This window comes from Rhodococcus sp. 320_ES (genome assembly GCF_059691855.1).
On sequence record NZ_JCAWAG010000002.1, the window covers coordinates 347,985 to 361,036 of the forward strand.

The following is a 13,052-nucleotide window of genomic DNA, read 5'->3' on the forward strand; positions in this document are numbered from 1 at the left end:
ACAGGACGAGGAACGGTAATCGATATGACGCCGGAGACGAGCGACAATGCGGTACGCGTCGACGGTGTACGGAAATCTTTCGGACCTGTCGATGCACTTCGGGGTGTGTCGTTCTCGGCAGACAGCGGGTCGGTTCTCGGCATTCTCGGCCCGAACGGTGCCGGCAAAACGACGCTCATCGATATTCTGTGCACGTTGTCGACCATGGATTCGGGGACCGCGACTGTTTGCGGATTCGACGTCGCCACCGAACCGGCGGCGGTGCGCGAACGGATTTCGATGACCGGGCAATATGCCGCACTGGACGAAACGCTGACCGGCCGGGAAAATTTGATCTTCTTCGGATCGATGATGGGGCTGCGCGTCCGAACCGCGCGTAGCCGCGCGGACTACCTGCTCGAGCGGTTCGATCTGACCGACGCGGCGAAAAGGCCGGTGTCCACGTTCTCGGGCGGGATGCGACGCCGTCTCGACATCGCGTGCGGGCTCGTCGTGCGGCCGTCCGTGGTGTTTCTGGACGAACCCACGACCGGTTTGGATCCACGCAGTCGAGGTCGGGTGTGGGACCTCGTGGAATCACTGTCGAAGGACGGCATCACCACGCTGCTGACGACTCAGTATCTGGACGAAGCCGACAGACTGAGCGACCGAATCGTCGTCGTCGACCACGGCAGAGTCGTTGCCGACGGCGCCGCGGCGGACCTCAAGGCCGCCGTCGGTGACACGCGGTGCGAAGCCGTTCTCGACGACCCGGACGACACCGAACGCCTCGCGCGACTGCTGCACGACACCTACGGCGAGAACCTCCGAGTCGGGTCCGTTCCCGGCATCGTCCGTTTACTGGCACCGGAAGGCGTGGACACGATGTCCGATGTGATCGCCTGCGCGTCGGCAGCATCGATCAGACTGCGCGACATCGGCCTTCGCACCCCGTCTCTCGACGACGTGTTCCTGACCCTGACCGCGCCCACCGCGCGTTCTCTACCGTGACGGCGGCGCACGAGCCGCAGATGGCGTGGCCGGACATCGGGATTCGTCCGGAGAGGGGTGTCCCCACAGCACTCCGACAGACCCGCGCCATGGCGTCGCGTGCACTGCGATCGGCGTGGTCCCAGAACGAGTTCGTCGTAGCGCTGGTCATGCCTGCCGTGTTCGCGTTGGGGCTGTACCTGCCGCTGCGCACCCTCATGGAACAGCGCGGGCTCGACTACGCGCAGTTCCTCGTGCCGATCATCGTCCTGCAGAGCGCCGCGTTCACGGCTGTCAGCGCCGCGCAGAGATCCGCACTGGACGCGATGCGCGGAATGAATCGTCGCCTGTCGACGATGCCGATGCACCCACTGATCCCGCTGCTTTCTCGTACCGTCACCAACACGGTGCGCTCGCTGGTCTCCATCCTCGCCGCGATCACGTACGGGTACCTTCTCGGATTCCGCTTCTCCGGTGACGCAGGCGGCGCCACCGCGTTCGTGTTCTTCGCGCTGGGTGTGTCGGCCGTTCTGTCCCTCGGCGCCGACGCGCTCGGCCTGATCGCTCGCAGCCCCGAAGCGACATCACAGCTGCTCGTGCTCCCCCAACTCGTCCTGGGCCTGCTCTCCACCGGCTTCTCACCGGAGTCGGCTTTTCCCGCGTGGGCCAGGCCTTTTGCGCGCAATCAACCGATCTCGCACTTCTCCGCCGTGATGCGCGAACTCGCCGACGGCACCCTCGGCGCGGCAACGGTCGTCCCCGCTGCGTGGTGGATTGTCGGACTCCTGGCCGCGTTCGCTCCGCTCGCCCTGTACGCACAGAGGAATCGCCGATGAGCCGTGACATCGTGTTCGACGCTCGTGATGGGTTCTCCCCCGAGACGTCGCTGGTGTCGCTCCGACGCGCAGCAGGTGTGCAGTGCCGCCGAATCGTGGTCGGCTGGCTCCGTGATCCGGTCACGTTGCTTCAAGCACTGGTCTATCCGGCCTTGATGGTACTGCTCTTCTGGCTCGTCCTGGGCCGCACGGAGAATGCCGGGACGCCGAGCGCGTACGGACTGGTCCCGATGGTTGCACTCGTCGGCGCCATGTCGGGCGCCTCGATCAGTGGACTCGGCCTGCAACGCGAACGGGACAACGGGCAACTCGCCAAGATGTGGGCGCTCCCCGTTCACCGGGCGTCGGCACTGGTCGGTCGGCTCTGCGCCGAGACGGTGCGCGTCGTGGTGACGGTGGCCTTCGTGCTGCTGGTCGGCACGGTCGTCGGCTTCCGGATCGAGACGGGACTGGCCGGAGCTCTGCTCGTTCTCGTCGTCGCTCTTGCGTTCGGGTTGTCGTTCTCGGTGATGATCACCTCGTTCGCGCTGCTGGCGGGTGACACCCGCATCGTCGAGTGGACGGCGGTCGGCACCAACGTCGCCTTGTTCTTCAACTCCGGTTTCGTGCCGGTGGCCTCGTATCCTCGCCTGCTGCAACCGATCATCGAATATCAACCGCTCAGCTGCGCAATCGACGCGATCCGTGGCGTGGCAGCAGGACTCGATGCGACGAAGCAACTGCTCCTCACCGCCGCCTGGACCGTCGGCGCTGCGGTGCTCTTCACGCCCGCGGCGATCAGGGGGTATCGGGCGGCCGTGGTGCGGTGATTGTCAGACCCAGAGCACTCGGTGCCGGACGCTTCCTTTGATGCGACCCACCAGGTTTCCTGCGAAGAACACCCAGCGACCTCGCGGCAACCGGGTGATCGCCCCGGGCAGCAACGGGTTTCGCAACAGCACGAGAAGGATCACGTCGATCGTCATGATCGGGTGCCTGCGGGGCATACCGTAGTGGCGATACTCGCTGTAGAGGCGTGCATCTCCTTCGCCACAATCCACGGACTGGCGCCACAGCCCTCGAAGTGTGCTGCGCGTGCGATAGGCGATCACAGCGCGCGGGGCATGGGACAACGTCCATCCGGCGAGCTGAAGGCGAAGACTCAGATCGGTGTCCTCGGACGTTCGATAGGACTCGTCGCATCCGCCGACCGACTCGTACGCGTCGCGCCACACCCCGAAGTTGGCCCCGCACAGCACCGGAAGGTATTTCCACAACTCGTACGGCTGGTCCGGATCGTTCATTTCTCGCCACCGTCGCACTCTCGGCGAGTTCAGCGACACGGTCTCCAGTGCGCCGGAGACCACGTCACTTCTCTCTGCCGCGGCCGTCAACTCCTCGAGCCAGCGAGGGTGCACCTGATCGTCCGCGTCGCAGAAAGCGACGAATTCACCGGACGACGCCTGCACACCCACGTTGCGCGCGAACGACGCTCCGCGTCGAGCACTCGCGTCGACACACGTCACGCCACGCGACTCGACCACCTCTCGCAGACCGTCCGTGGAACCGTTGTCGCAGACCAGCACCTCCACCGTGCCCTCGTACGTCTGTCCGGCGAGAGCGTCGAGCTGAACTCCGATCGTGTGCGCCGCATTACGCGCCGGAACGATCACCGATACGGACCCGGCTCGCCCCCGAGTCATCGCATCAACCGCGCTCGCCGCATCACACGATCGGGGATCTTCCCTGTCTCCCCGCGGACCGAGGCTCGAAATCCACTGGCCGTGAGATACATGCGCGTGAGTCGACGGGAACCGAACATGAAGACCCCGGCCCGCGCGAGGGAATCCTTGAACACCGACACCGCGCACCACAACGGTTCCGAGCGCGCGTAGCGCCGGTACACCGTCCACCGGTTCCGCATGATGTAGTAGTGCCGAAATGCCGCGTCTTCCCGAAACTCGAACGAGCCCAACGATCCTCGAAGAACCCAACGCAACGGTCTCGGCGCCACCCACCGTCGCGGCTGCCCCATCAGGTGTTCGATTCCTGCTCCGGGTATGACCAGTGCGTGACCGCCGTGAGCGCGCGCTCGCAGATAGAACTCGGTCTCGACGCAATCGATGAACAAGTCCTCCTCGAACAGGCCGACCTTCTCGAAGAGGGACCGCGTGATCAGCAGTCCGGACTGAATGGGTTCGAAAGCCAGCGTCAAACCCTTGTGCGCGAACCAGAACGGTGCAACGAGATCGTTGATGGTGGACGTGGACAGCATGACGTCGGGAAGGTCCAGAGACTCGGCCAGATCGAGGTGGGCGAGCGCCCGCTGGACGTAGTCGTCGTCGATGATCGTGTCCTGATCGAGCGTCAACACTGCATCGGCGCCGCGAGAGAGTGCGTGCGTCACGCCGAGGTTCAGAGCTCGTGCGATCCCACCGTTGTCCGCCGATTCGATCACGGTCCAGCCACGAGATCGGCACTCGCCGAGCATGTCCGAGACGTCTCGGGGTGACCCGTCGTCGACCACCACGACCTGTTCCACCTGCTTGTCCGCCGCAGCGCACGTGGCGATCAGGCTCTCGCCGGGGTTGAAGGCTGTGACCACCGCGACGACCGATCGAGTCATCGGTCGACCGCCTCCGCCAGCACGGGCCACGCCTTGTGCAACTGTTCCTGCCAATACAGCCAGGAATGAGTGCCGTCCGCGGGCAGGTCGATCGTGGCAGGAATACCGAGTTGCGCCAATCGATCCACCATCGAGGTGGTGCAGAATCTCGTCACTGCTTCGATGGCACCCCCGACCAGGATCTGATCCAGAAGCGGCGGCGAGCCCGGGCGCCGCGGCGCCTCCGGCGTGTCGAATCGGCCGGGAAGTCCACTGCCGCTGGAGATGTAGAGCGCGGTCCCACGCAGTTCTTCCGCTCGGAGATAAGGATCGTGCTCGAACCACGCCGGTGCATTCGGGGGTCCCCACATGTTGTCGGCGTTGCCTCCGTTCGCCACCTGCACGACGCCACGAATGGCGGCCTGTGCCTCCACCGTGGCGGTGCGCGCACAACCGCTGAGCGAGGCGACGCCCTCGTAGAGGCCGGGGCGCTCGATGGCGAGGTCGAGGACCGATGTCGCTGACATCGACACTCCGGCCACCGCGTTACGGCCGTTCGTGCCCAGCACTCGGTCGATCACCGGCGGCAGCTCCTCGGTGAGAAAGGTCGACCACATCGGTTGTCCCACAACAGGGTCCGGTGCTATCCAATCGGTGTAGTACGAGCCGATCCCCTGCGCCGGCGTGACGACGTTGACGGCCTTGTCGGCGAAGAAGTCGACCACGTCCGTCTGCGACTGCCAGTTGGCGCCGTCCTCCCCACCGCCCGCGCCGTTCAGTAGATACAGGGTCGGCGCAGCGACTCCGCTCGACGGCCGGATCACGTCGAGGGGTATGTCGCGACGCATGGACGGGGAGTACACGGTCATCGCCCATCGCGAGCCTTCGATCCGATCGAACGAGGTGACGTGAGCAGAGCGGTCGTCGGCGAGGGCGAACGGTGTCGCGAGCACCGACATCGTGGAGACCACGACCGCGACGGTGAACATTCGGACGCCGAATGAGCTCATGGGAGAACAGGTTACGCATACAGCGATGCGCGGGAACAGTTTCGGGGACCGTCCCCGATTCCGGCTCCCGAGTGGGTGATGAGCCTGCTTCGAGTCAGGCCTTCACGATCGCATCGAGCGCAGAGTAGAAGATGCCCAGTCCGTCGTCGCTCGGCCCCGTGAGCGCTTCGGTGGCGTGCTCGGGGTGCGGCATCAGTCCGACGACGCGTCCGTTCGCGGACGAGATGCCCGCGATCGAGCGCTGCGATCCGTTGGGGTTGTCTCCGGCGTAGCGGAACACCACTCGGCCGTCACCCTCGAGCTCGTCGAGCACCGCCTCCGACGCCTGGAACCGACCTTCACCGGACTTCAGTGGCACCAGGATCTCGGCGCCCGCTTCGTACCGCGACGACCACGCCGAGGCATTGCTCTCGACCTTCAACCACTGATCGCGACAGATGAAGTGCAGATTCTGATTCCGCGTCAGCGCGCCCGGCAACAACCCTGCCTCGCACAGAACCTGAAAGCCGTTGCAGATCCCGAGAACCGGCATACCGGACTGCGCCGCACGAATCACCTCGCCCATCACCGGCGCAAATCGGGCAATGGCGCCGGCGCGCAGGTAGTCGCCGTAGGAGAACCCACCGGGGACGACGACCGCATCGACCTTCTTCAGATCGGCATCACCGTGCCACAGCGACACCGCCTCGGCGCCCGCCATCGTCACGGCGCGCGAGGCGTCGATGTCGTCGAGCGTGCCGGGAAAGGTGATGACGCCGATACGAGGTCCGGTCACAGCCGCGTCACTTTCCACTCCTCGATGACCGTGTTGGCCAGGAACGACTCGGCGATGGTCTCGAGCTCCTCGTCACCGACACTGTCGTCGACTTCGAGTTCGAAACGCTTGCCCTGTCGGACATCCGAGACGCCGGCGAAGCCGAGACGCGGCAGCGCACCGACGATGGCCTGCCCCTGCGGGTCCAGAATTTCGGCTTTGGGCATGACGTCGACTACGACACGGGCCACGTGAGCGCTCCTGACGGATCGGGGGGGATTACCGGGCGAGTTTACCGTCCCGGCGCATACTCGTTGACATGGAGCTGACTCACTTCGGACATTCCTGCTTGCTCGCCACCATCGAAGGGGCGACGGTGCTCTTCGACCCCGGCTCGTTCAGCCACGGATTCGAAGGAATCACGGGGCTCGACGCCATCTTCGTCACCCACCAGCACGCCGACCACGTCGATGTCGATCGACTTCCGGCGCTGATCGACGCCAATCCGACGGCGAAGCTGTTCAGCGATCCACAGACCGCATCGCAGCTCGGCGACGCGTGGACCGCTGTGAACGCCGGGGACGTCGTCACCGTCGGCGCCCTGCAGGCCACCGGTGTCGGCGGCACGCACGCCACGATTCATCCCGACATTCCGTTGATCGACAACGTCGGCTTCCTTCTCGGGTCAGCGGACGCCCCGGGCCAGCTGCTGCATCCGGGCGATTCGCTGTTCGTACCGGAGCAGACCGTGGACGTGCTGGCCATGCCCGCCGGCGCCCCCTGGATGAAGGTGTCCGAAGGCGTGGACTTCTTGCGCGCAGTGAAGCCGCGGCTGGCCTTTCCGATCCACGAGGCCGTCGTGGCCGAGGGTGCGCGCCCCATCTACTTCGGGATGTACGACAACCTGTCCGACGAGGCGACGGAGTTCCGGCAATTCTCGCAGGAGAACAGCCTCACCTTGTAGGCACCCGCTGTGCGCGATTTCCGCCCCTCCGAGGGCGGAAATCGCGCACAGGGGGCGGAGCCCCCTACCGCAACGCCCTGCCTGCGGCCCTTCCGGAAAAGATGCATCCGCCCAGGAACGTGCCCTCCAGCGAGCGGTAGCCGTGGACTCCGCCACCCCCGAAGCCCGCCACCTCACCGGCGGCGTACAGACCGTCGAACACCGTCCCGTCGGCTTTGAGCACCTGCGAGTTCAGGTTGGTTTCGAGTCCGCCGAGGGTCTTGCGGGTCAGCATATGCAGCTTGACCGCGATCAGCGGTCCCGACGCCGGGTCGAGCATCTTGTGCGGCGCCGCGATGCGAGCAGCCTTGTCGCCCTTGTAGTTCCGGGCAGCGTGGATGGCCGAGACGGACAGGTCCTTGCTGAAGTCGTTGTCCATTTCACGATCACGGGCGACGATCAGCCGCTCGATGTCCTCGACCTCGAGGTCGACCTCACCGATCTTGTTCATTCCGGCGACCAGGTCCGTGAGGGTGTCCGCGACGACGAAATCTTCGCCGCGCTGTTTGAACTTCTCGATCGGCTCCGGTGCGCCGGGCCGTACCCGTTCGAGCAGCTTGCGCACGTCCCGACCGGTCAGGTCGGGGTTCTGCTCCTGGCCGGAAAGTCCGAATTCCTTCTCGATGATCTTCTGGTCGAGGACGAACCAGGTGTAGTCGTAGCCCGTGGTGACGATGTGCTCGAGCGTGCCGAGGGTGTCGAACCCCGGAAACAGCGGGGCCGGGAGCTGCTTGCCGGTGGCGTCCAGCCAGATCGACGACGGGCCGGGCAGGATGCGAATGCCGTGGTTGGGCCAGATGGAGTCGTAGTTGGTGATGCCCTCCGTGTAGTGCCACATGCGGTCCGGGTTGATGATGTTGGCGCCCGCCGCCTCGGTGATGCCGAGCATCCGCCCGTCCACGTGCGCGGGCACACCGGTGAGCATGTGCTTCGGCGGCTTTCCCATCCGCTTGGGCCAATTCTTCTGCACCAGTTCCCAGTTGGCGCCGATGCCGCCCGACGTCACGATCACCGCGCCCGCCGAGAACTCGAACTCGCCGACGCCGACCCGCGACGACGGGACGCCGTTCGCAACGGACGACGGTTCGAGCACCGTTCCGCGAACCCCGGTGGCGACACCGTTCGTCAGCACGATCTCGTCGACCTGATGACGGTGAGCAAGAGTGACGAGTCCGGTGGCCACTCCCTCACGCACGATGCGCGAGAAGACCTCCACCAGCGCGGGTCCCGTGCCCCAGGTCAGGTGGAATCGCGGTACCGAGTTGCCCGGGCCCGTGGCGCCGTAGCCTCCGCGCTCGGCCCAGCCGACCAGCGGGAACACCTTCCATCCGCGTTCGCGAAGCCAGCTTCGCTTCTCCCCCGCCGCGAACGACACGTAGGCCTGCGCCCACTGCCGTGGCCAGTAGTCCTCCTCACGGTCGAACCCGGCGGTGCCCATCCAGTCCTGGAGCGCGAGGTCGTAGGAGTCCTTGATGCCCAGCCGGCGCTGCTCCGAGGTGTCGACGAGGAACAACCCGCCGAACGACCAGAAGGCCTGGCCACCGAGGTTGTTCGCGTTCTCCTGATCGACCAGGATCACGCGCTTCTTGGCTTCGACGAGTTCCGCGGTGGCCACCAGCCCCGCCAGTCCCGCTCCGACGACCACGACGTCCGCTGCACGAGTGCTCATATGACCACGGTAACCGCGCCGACGGATGAGCAGAAGGAAACCCGGTCGACTCGGCCGGCGCACGGATACCATCGCCGAATGGTGCCGACGTCGACCCTCCGCGCCCGCTTCGCCGCATCGCTCTCGTCGATGTACGGCCGCGAGGTCCCCGCCTACACGACGCTCGTGGAGGTCACCGAGGAGGTCAATCGCGATGTGATGCTCCGCGACGGCGCCGACGCGGAACGGCTCGGCACCATCTCGCGAGTCTCTGCCGAGCGGCACGGCGCGATCCGAGTCGGCACCGAAGACGAAATGCGCTCGGTCGCAACCATCTTCGCCGCGTTCGGTATGCATCCCGTCGGGTTCTACGACCTGCGCGACGCCGCCACGCCCATCCCCGTGGTGTCCACCGCCTTCCGACCCACCGATCCGGACGAGTTGGCGCTCAACCCGTTTCGGGTGTTCACCTCACTCCTGGTCACCGACGACCGCCGATTCTTCGGTCCCGGACTGCAGGAGCGCCTCGATCGCTTCCTGGGCGCCCGCACACTCTTCTCGCCCGAACTGCTCGAACTCGCTGCGGCAAAGGACCTCGACGACACCGACGCCGACCGATTCGTCGAACTCGCCACCGCCGCTTTCGAGATCGGGTCGGAGCCGGTGGACCGCGAGTGGTACGACACACTGGAGGCCGTGTCGTCGGTCGCGGCCGACATCGGCGGTGTGAGCACCACGCACATCAACCACCTGACTCCCCGCGTCCTCGACATCGACGACCTGTACACCCGGATGCAGGATCGCGGTATCGAGATGATCGACCGCATTCAGGGACCTCCGCGTACCGACGGTCCTGCAGTCCTGCTGCGCCAGACGTCGTTTCGCGCGCTCGCCGAGCCGCGGTCCTTTCGCGCACCCGACGGACGGGTCTACACCGACTCCTTGCGCGTGCGTTTCGGCGAGGTCGAAGCACGCGGGATCGCTCTGACCGAGAAGGGCCGGGAGATCTACGATGCGGACGGCGTCTATCCCGACACGGAAGTCGAGTTAGCGGCTCAGGGGATCGGGTACTTCACCTATTCGCCGAATCTCGAACGCCCACAGGAGGATTACCTCGACGACCTGCCGCGATCGATCAGGAACGGCGCGGTGATCGCGGAGCCCATCGTCTACGAGGACTTCCTCCCCGCGTCGGCGGCCGGCATCTTCCGGTCCAATCTTACCGGAGACGGAGCCAAGGACGAATCGGCTCGAGGATCAACATGGTCGATCGACAGGATGTCCGAGGTGATCGGCCGCGCGGTGGCAGACCCACACGACCTCTATCGTGCGCAGTCGGAGAAATCGATTCAGGCGATGCGGCGCGACGACTCGCGCGGAAGCCACTCGTAGCCAGCCGATTCCGCGCCGTGATACTGGGCGAGGTCGATCGCGTCGATCATCGCCTGCCGCGGACCGGGTCGACCGACCTGCTTCGCGCTGATCGCCAGCCGCACCACTCCGCCACGACGCGCCACCCGCCCGGCGCCCATCACCAGCGCGCGGCACCACCACGGTTCCGTCGTGCCCGGTTCCCAAACCCAGCCACCCGAACCGGCGCCGAAGCCTTCGCCGATTCCGAAGACTCGCGATCGCACCGATGTTCCGCGCTCGAGGTCGTGCACCGCGGTTGCGCCCGCGAGAACACGGAAACCCGCTGCGGGAAGGGCGGACACGGCTCCTGGCGACGCGATCCACCGCGGCGCCGCGAACACCCGGGTGCGTAGCCCGATCTCTTCCATCACGCGGTCGGCAGCGGTGAGCCGCAACCGCGCCTCATGAGCGGGAAGGGTGGCGAATTCGGCGCGGCGACGCTTGGTGGCCGCCTGGTCGTAGCCGTGCAACACGATGGCGTCGCCGGCCTGCTTGCGCTCGCGCAGCCAGTCCTGCGTCGGCGCGTCGCGGGTGAGTCGGTACTTGTCCTTCAGCCTCGGTGCGACGAGCAACGATAACCGCACACCCTTGCGGTCCAGTTCGGCTGCGAAGTCGGCCGCGGCGTCGCGGGTCTCGTCGCGGATGCCCGACACCGAGACGATCAAGCTGGCGTTCATACAAAAACCGTCGCACACCCGGGTGTACGACGGTTTCTGCCGATATTGATTCGAGCTGAACTCAGAGAGTACGAACGGGGAGGACCTTGTCGATCGCCTCGATGATCTCGGGAGCATCCGGCTCGGTGCGGGGACGGAAGCGGCCCGCGACGGTGCCGTCGGGTGCGATGAGGAACTTCTCGAAGTTCCACTGCACTGCGCCGGCTTCACCGGCTGCGTCGGCAGTCTGCGTCAGCTCGGCGTACAGCGGGTGCTGGTTGGGCCCGTTGACGTCGACCTTCTCCATCAGCGGGAACGTCACGCCGTAGGTGGTGGAGCAGAATGTTTCGATCTCTTCCGCCGAGCCCGGTTCCTGTCCACCGAACTGGTTGCACGGCACTCCGATGACGGTGAGACCGCGGTCGGAGTAGTCCTTGGCCAGCTGCTCGAGCTTGGTGTACTGCGGGGTCAACCCGCACTTGGAGGCGACGTTGACCAGCAACACGGCGCGGCCGTTGTACTCCTCCAGGCTGGTCGGCGCACCGCCGAGGGTGTTCAAGCCGATGTTCTGCAGTTCAGTCATGCGGCAACGGTACCGGTCGGTAACACGGCCCGCGAAAAGGTGGTCTCCGCGCATGGAAAACGGGCGCATCCTCGGGTGAGGAGGATGCGCCCGTCGTCTGGGGAGGATCGGTCAGCTCTTGACCAGATCCGGCTTGGTCTCCGGCTCCACGGCCGGGCCGTGTCCGTCGTCGACCATGGTGGTCTCGTCGAAGGGCAGCTTGCCGTCGAGCACGTCCTTGACTCGCTCGTTGTCGATGGTCTTGGTCCACGTTCCGACGAGCAGGGTGGCCACGGCGTTTCCGGAGAAGTTTGTGACGGCGCGCGCCTCGGACATGAAGCGGTCGATTCCGACGATCAGGCCGATGCCGTCGAGCAACTCGGGGCGGTGGCTCTGCAGGCCGCCGGCCAGCGTGGCCAGGCCGGCGCCGGACACGCCCGCCGCACCCTTGGAGGCGACGATCATGAACAGCAGGAGCGAGAGCTGCTCGGGGATCGAGAGCGGCAGGTTCATGGCGTCGGCGATGAAGATCGAGGCCATGGTCAGGTAGATCGCGGTGCCGTCGAGGTTGAAGGAGTAGCCGGTCGGGACGACGATGCCGACGGTGGTGCGCTCGACACCGACGTGCTCCATCTTGGCGATCAGGCGCGGGAGCGCCGACTCGGACGACGAGGTGGCGACGATGAGCAGGTACTCACGAGCCAAGTACTTGACCAGCTTGAAGATCGAGGTTCCGGCGACGAAGCGCAGGATCAGGCCGAGGAAGCCGAAGACGAAGATGGCGCAGGTGATGTAGAAGGCCAGCATCAGAGTGCCGAGCTGGATGACCGCGTCGAAGCCGGTTGCGCCGACGACACCGGCGATGGCGCCGAAAGCACCGATCGGGGCGAGCCAGAGAATTCCGGCGAGGATGCGGAATACGAGCTTCTGGATCAGGCCGATGCCCTTGAGGATCGGCTCACCCTGCTTGCCCATGGCCTGGATTCCGAAGCCGACGAGGAGCGCGACGAACAGCGTCTGCAGAACGCTTCCCTCGGTGAGCGACGAGAGCAGCGACGTCGGGATGATGTTCTGGATGAAGTCGAGTGTTCCGCCGGCGCCCTCGGCCTGTGCGACGAGCTTGTCGACGGACGCGCTGCTGTTCGGAACGTTCAGGCCGGTGCCGGGCTGAATCAGGTTGCCGACGACCATGCCGATGCCGAGCGCGATGGTGGACATCGTCAGGAAGTAGGCGAGAGCCATGCCGCCGACCTTGCCGACGCTGGCTGCGGCTCGAACGGAGCCGATGCCGAGAACGATGGTGCAGAAGATGACCGGGCTGATCATCATCTTGATGAGACTGACGAAGATCGTTCCGAGAACGGCGAGTTCGACGCCCACGCCCTTCGCGACCAGACCGACGATCACGCCGGCCACCACCGCGATGATCACGGCGATGTAGAGCCAGTGAGTCTTGTCGCGCTTCTTCTTCACCGGCGGGTCGATGGACCGGTCGTCGACGCTCGAGGTCATGTGTGTTCCTTTGGGTTCGAAGTGGAGCGGAGGAGCGTGAGGCGGGTCACGCTCGGTGTACTCGAATACTCACCCATCCACGTGATTCGAGTCACGCATATGTAA

General features: G+C 65.6%; 14 protein-coding genes. 5 read left to right on the top strand and 9 right to left on the bottom strand.

Going from position 1 to position 13,052, the window contains the following annotated elements:
• Nucleotides 1–24: 24 nt before the first annotated feature.
• The 3 genes from AC59JP_RS08280 to AC59JP_RS08290 are packed head-to-tail and all read left to right on the top strand — an operon-like array spanning nt 25 to nt 2,614.
• Nucleotides 25–990, top strand: coding sequence for an ATP-binding cassette domain-containing protein (locus tag AC59JP_RS08280; RefSeq protein WP_497325265.1), 966 nt, complete (start codon nt 25–27; stop codon nt 988–990).
• Nucleotides 987–1,805, top strand: a complete 819-nt coding sequence (locus AC59JP_RS08285) for an ABC transporter permease (protein WP_497325266.1) — start codon at nt 987–989, stop codon at nt 1,803–1,805. The genes AC59JP_RS08280 and AC59JP_RS08285 overlap by 4 nt, the downstream gene beginning before the upstream one ends.
• Nucleotides 1,802–2,614 (top strand): ABC transporter permease, encoded by an 813-nt coding sequence (locus AC59JP_RS08290; RefSeq protein WP_497325268.1) that lies wholly within the window; start codon nt 1,802–1,804, stop codon nt 2,612–2,614. Before AC59JP_RS08285 ends, AC59JP_RS08290 begins: the two co-directional genes overlap by 4 nt.
• A gap of 3 nt (nt 2,615–2,617) precedes the next feature.
• On the opposite strand, the gene AC59JP_RS08295 is transcribed toward AC59JP_RS08290, so the two are convergent.
• The 5 genes from AC59JP_RS08295 to purS form a co-directional block, all read right to left on the bottom strand.
• Nucleotides 2,618–3,487, bottom strand: a complete 870-nt coding sequence (locus tag AC59JP_RS08295; RefSeq protein WP_497325269.1) for a glycosyltransferase family 2 protein — start codon at nt 3,485–3,487, stop codon at nt 2,618–2,620.
• Nucleotides 3,484–4,410: a glycosyltransferase gene (locus AC59JP_RS08300; protein ID WP_497325270.1), complete on the bottom strand. Its 927-nt coding sequence runs from the start codon at nt 4,408–4,410 to the stop codon at nt 3,484–3,486. Before AC59JP_RS08300 ends, AC59JP_RS08295 begins: the two co-directional genes overlap by 4 nt.
• On the bottom strand, nt 4,407–5,399 hold the full coding sequence (locus AC59JP_RS08305; RefSeq protein WP_497325271.1) for an alpha/beta hydrolase: 993 nt from the start codon (nt 5,397–5,399) through the stop codon (nt 4,407–4,409). The genes AC59JP_RS08300 and AC59JP_RS08305 overlap by 4 nt, the downstream gene beginning before the upstream one ends.
• A 94-nt stretch (nt 5,400–5,493) precedes the next feature.
• Complete coding sequence (gene purQ, locus AC59JP_RS08310; protein ID WP_497325272.1) at nt 5,494–6,174, bottom strand: phosphoribosylformylglycinamidine synthase subunit PurQ; 681 nt, start codon at nt 6,172–6,174, stop codon at nt 5,494–5,496.
• On the bottom strand, nt 6,171–6,404 hold the full coding sequence (gene purS / locus AC59JP_RS08315; RefSeq protein WP_497325273.1) for a phosphoribosylformylglycinamidine synthase subunit PurS: 234 nt from the start codon (nt 6,402–6,404) through the stop codon (nt 6,171–6,173). The genes purQ and purS overlap by 4 nt, the downstream gene beginning before the upstream one ends.
• Nucleotides 6,405–6,472: 68 nt before the next feature.
• Here purS and AC59JP_RS08320 point away from each other — a divergent pair, with 68 nt between their 5' ends.
• Nucleotides 6,473–7,117, top strand: a complete 645-nt coding sequence (locus AC59JP_RS08320; protein ID WP_497325275.1) for an MBL fold metallo-hydrolase — start codon at nt 6,473–6,475, stop codon at nt 7,115–7,117.
• A gap of 64 nt (nt 7,118–7,181) precedes the next feature.
• On the opposite strand, the gene AC59JP_RS08325 is transcribed toward AC59JP_RS08320, so the two are convergent.
• Nucleotides 7,182–8,825, bottom strand: coding sequence for an FAD-binding dehydrogenase (locus AC59JP_RS08325; protein WP_497325276.1), 1,644 nt, complete (start codon nt 8,823–8,825; stop codon nt 7,182–7,184).
• 78 nt (nt 8,826–8,903) lie between these two features.
• On the opposite strand from AC59JP_RS08325, the gene hglS reads away from it, so the two are divergent.
• Nucleotides 8,904–10,196 (top strand): 2-oxoadipate dioxygenase/decarboxylase, encoded by a 1,293-nt coding sequence (gene hglS, locus AC59JP_RS08330; RefSeq protein ID WP_497325277.1) that lies wholly within the window; start codon nt 8,904–8,906, stop codon nt 10,194–10,196.
• Here the strand turns inward: hglS and AC59JP_RS08335 are convergent.
• The 3 genes from AC59JP_RS08335 to AC59JP_RS08345 all read right to left on the bottom strand — a co-directional run bounded on the left by AC59JP_RS08335 (nt 10,154) and on the right by AC59JP_RS08345 (nt 12,947).
• The gene (locus AC59JP_RS08335; protein ID WP_497325278.1) at nt 10,154–10,894 is read right to left on the bottom strand and encodes a DUF2334 domain-containing protein; all 741 of its coding nucleotides are present in this window, start codon (nt 10,892–10,894) and stop codon (nt 10,154–10,156) included. The genes hglS and AC59JP_RS08335 overlap by 43 nt on opposite strands.
• Before the next feature lie 61 nt (nt 10,895–10,955).
• Nucleotides 10,956–11,456 carry a glutathione peroxidase gene (locus AC59JP_RS08340; RefSeq protein ID WP_497325279.1) on the bottom strand — a complete coding sequence of 167 codons (501 nt, stop codon included), beginning with the start codon at nt 11,454–11,456 and terminating at the stop codon, nt 10,956–10,958.
• 111 nt (nt 11,457–11,567) lie between these two features.
• Nucleotides 11,568–12,947 carry a cation:dicarboxylate symporter family transporter gene (locus AC59JP_RS08345; protein ID WP_497325280.1) on the bottom strand — a complete coding sequence of 460 codons (1,380 nt, stop codon included), beginning with the start codon at nt 12,945–12,947 and terminating at the stop codon, nt 11,568–11,570.
• Between the last annotated feature and the right edge of the window lie 105 nt (nt 12,948–13,052).

What these genes read in the sequence shown, in the direction of transcription:
- AC59JP_RS08280 (WP_497325265.1), top strand. Translation starts at nt 25, where the DNA reads ATGACGCCGGAGACGAGCGACAATGCGGTACGCGTCGACGGTGTACGG.
- AC59JP_RS08290 (WP_497325268.1), top strand. Translation starts at nt 1,802, where the DNA reads ATGAGCCGTGACATCGTGTTCGACGCTCGTGATGGGTTCTCCCCCGAG.
- AC59JP_RS08295 (WP_497325269.1), bottom strand. Translation starts at nt 3,487, where the DNA reads ATGACTCGGGGGCGAGCCGGGTCCGTATCGGTGATCGTTCCGGCGCGT.
- AC59JP_RS08300 (WP_497325270.1), bottom strand. Translation starts at nt 4,410, where the DNA reads ATGACTCGATCGGTCGTCGCGGTGGTCACAGCCTTCAACCCCGGCGAG.
- AC59JP_RS08305 (WP_497325271.1), bottom strand. Translation starts at nt 5,399, where the DNA reads ATGAGCTCATTCGGCGTCCGAATGTTCACCGTCGCGGTCGTGGTCTCC.
- AC59JP_RS08320 (WP_497325275.1), top strand. Translation starts at nt 6,473, where the DNA reads ATGGAGCTGACTCACTTCGGACATTCCTGCTTGCTCGCCACCATCGAA.
- AC59JP_RS08325 (WP_497325276.1), bottom strand. Translation starts at nt 8,825, where the DNA reads ATGAGCACTCGTGCAGCGGACGTCGTGGTCGTCGGAGCGGGACTGGCG.
- hglS (WP_497325277.1), top strand. Translation starts at nt 8,904, where the DNA reads ATGGTGCCGACGTCGACCCTCCGCGCCCGCTTCGCCGCATCGCTCTCG.
- AC59JP_RS08335 (WP_497325278.1), bottom strand. Translation starts at nt 10,894, where the DNA reads ATGAACGCCAGCTTGATCGTCTCGGTGTCGGGCATCCGCGACGAGACC.
- AC59JP_RS08340 (WP_497325279.1), bottom strand. Translation starts at nt 11,456, where the DNA reads ATGACTGAACTGCAGAACATCGGCTTGAACACCCTCGGCGGTGCGCCG.
- AC59JP_RS08345 (WP_497325280.1), bottom strand. Translation starts at nt 12,947, where the DNA reads ATGACCTCGAGCGTCGACGACCGGTCCATCGACCCGCCGGTGAAGAAG.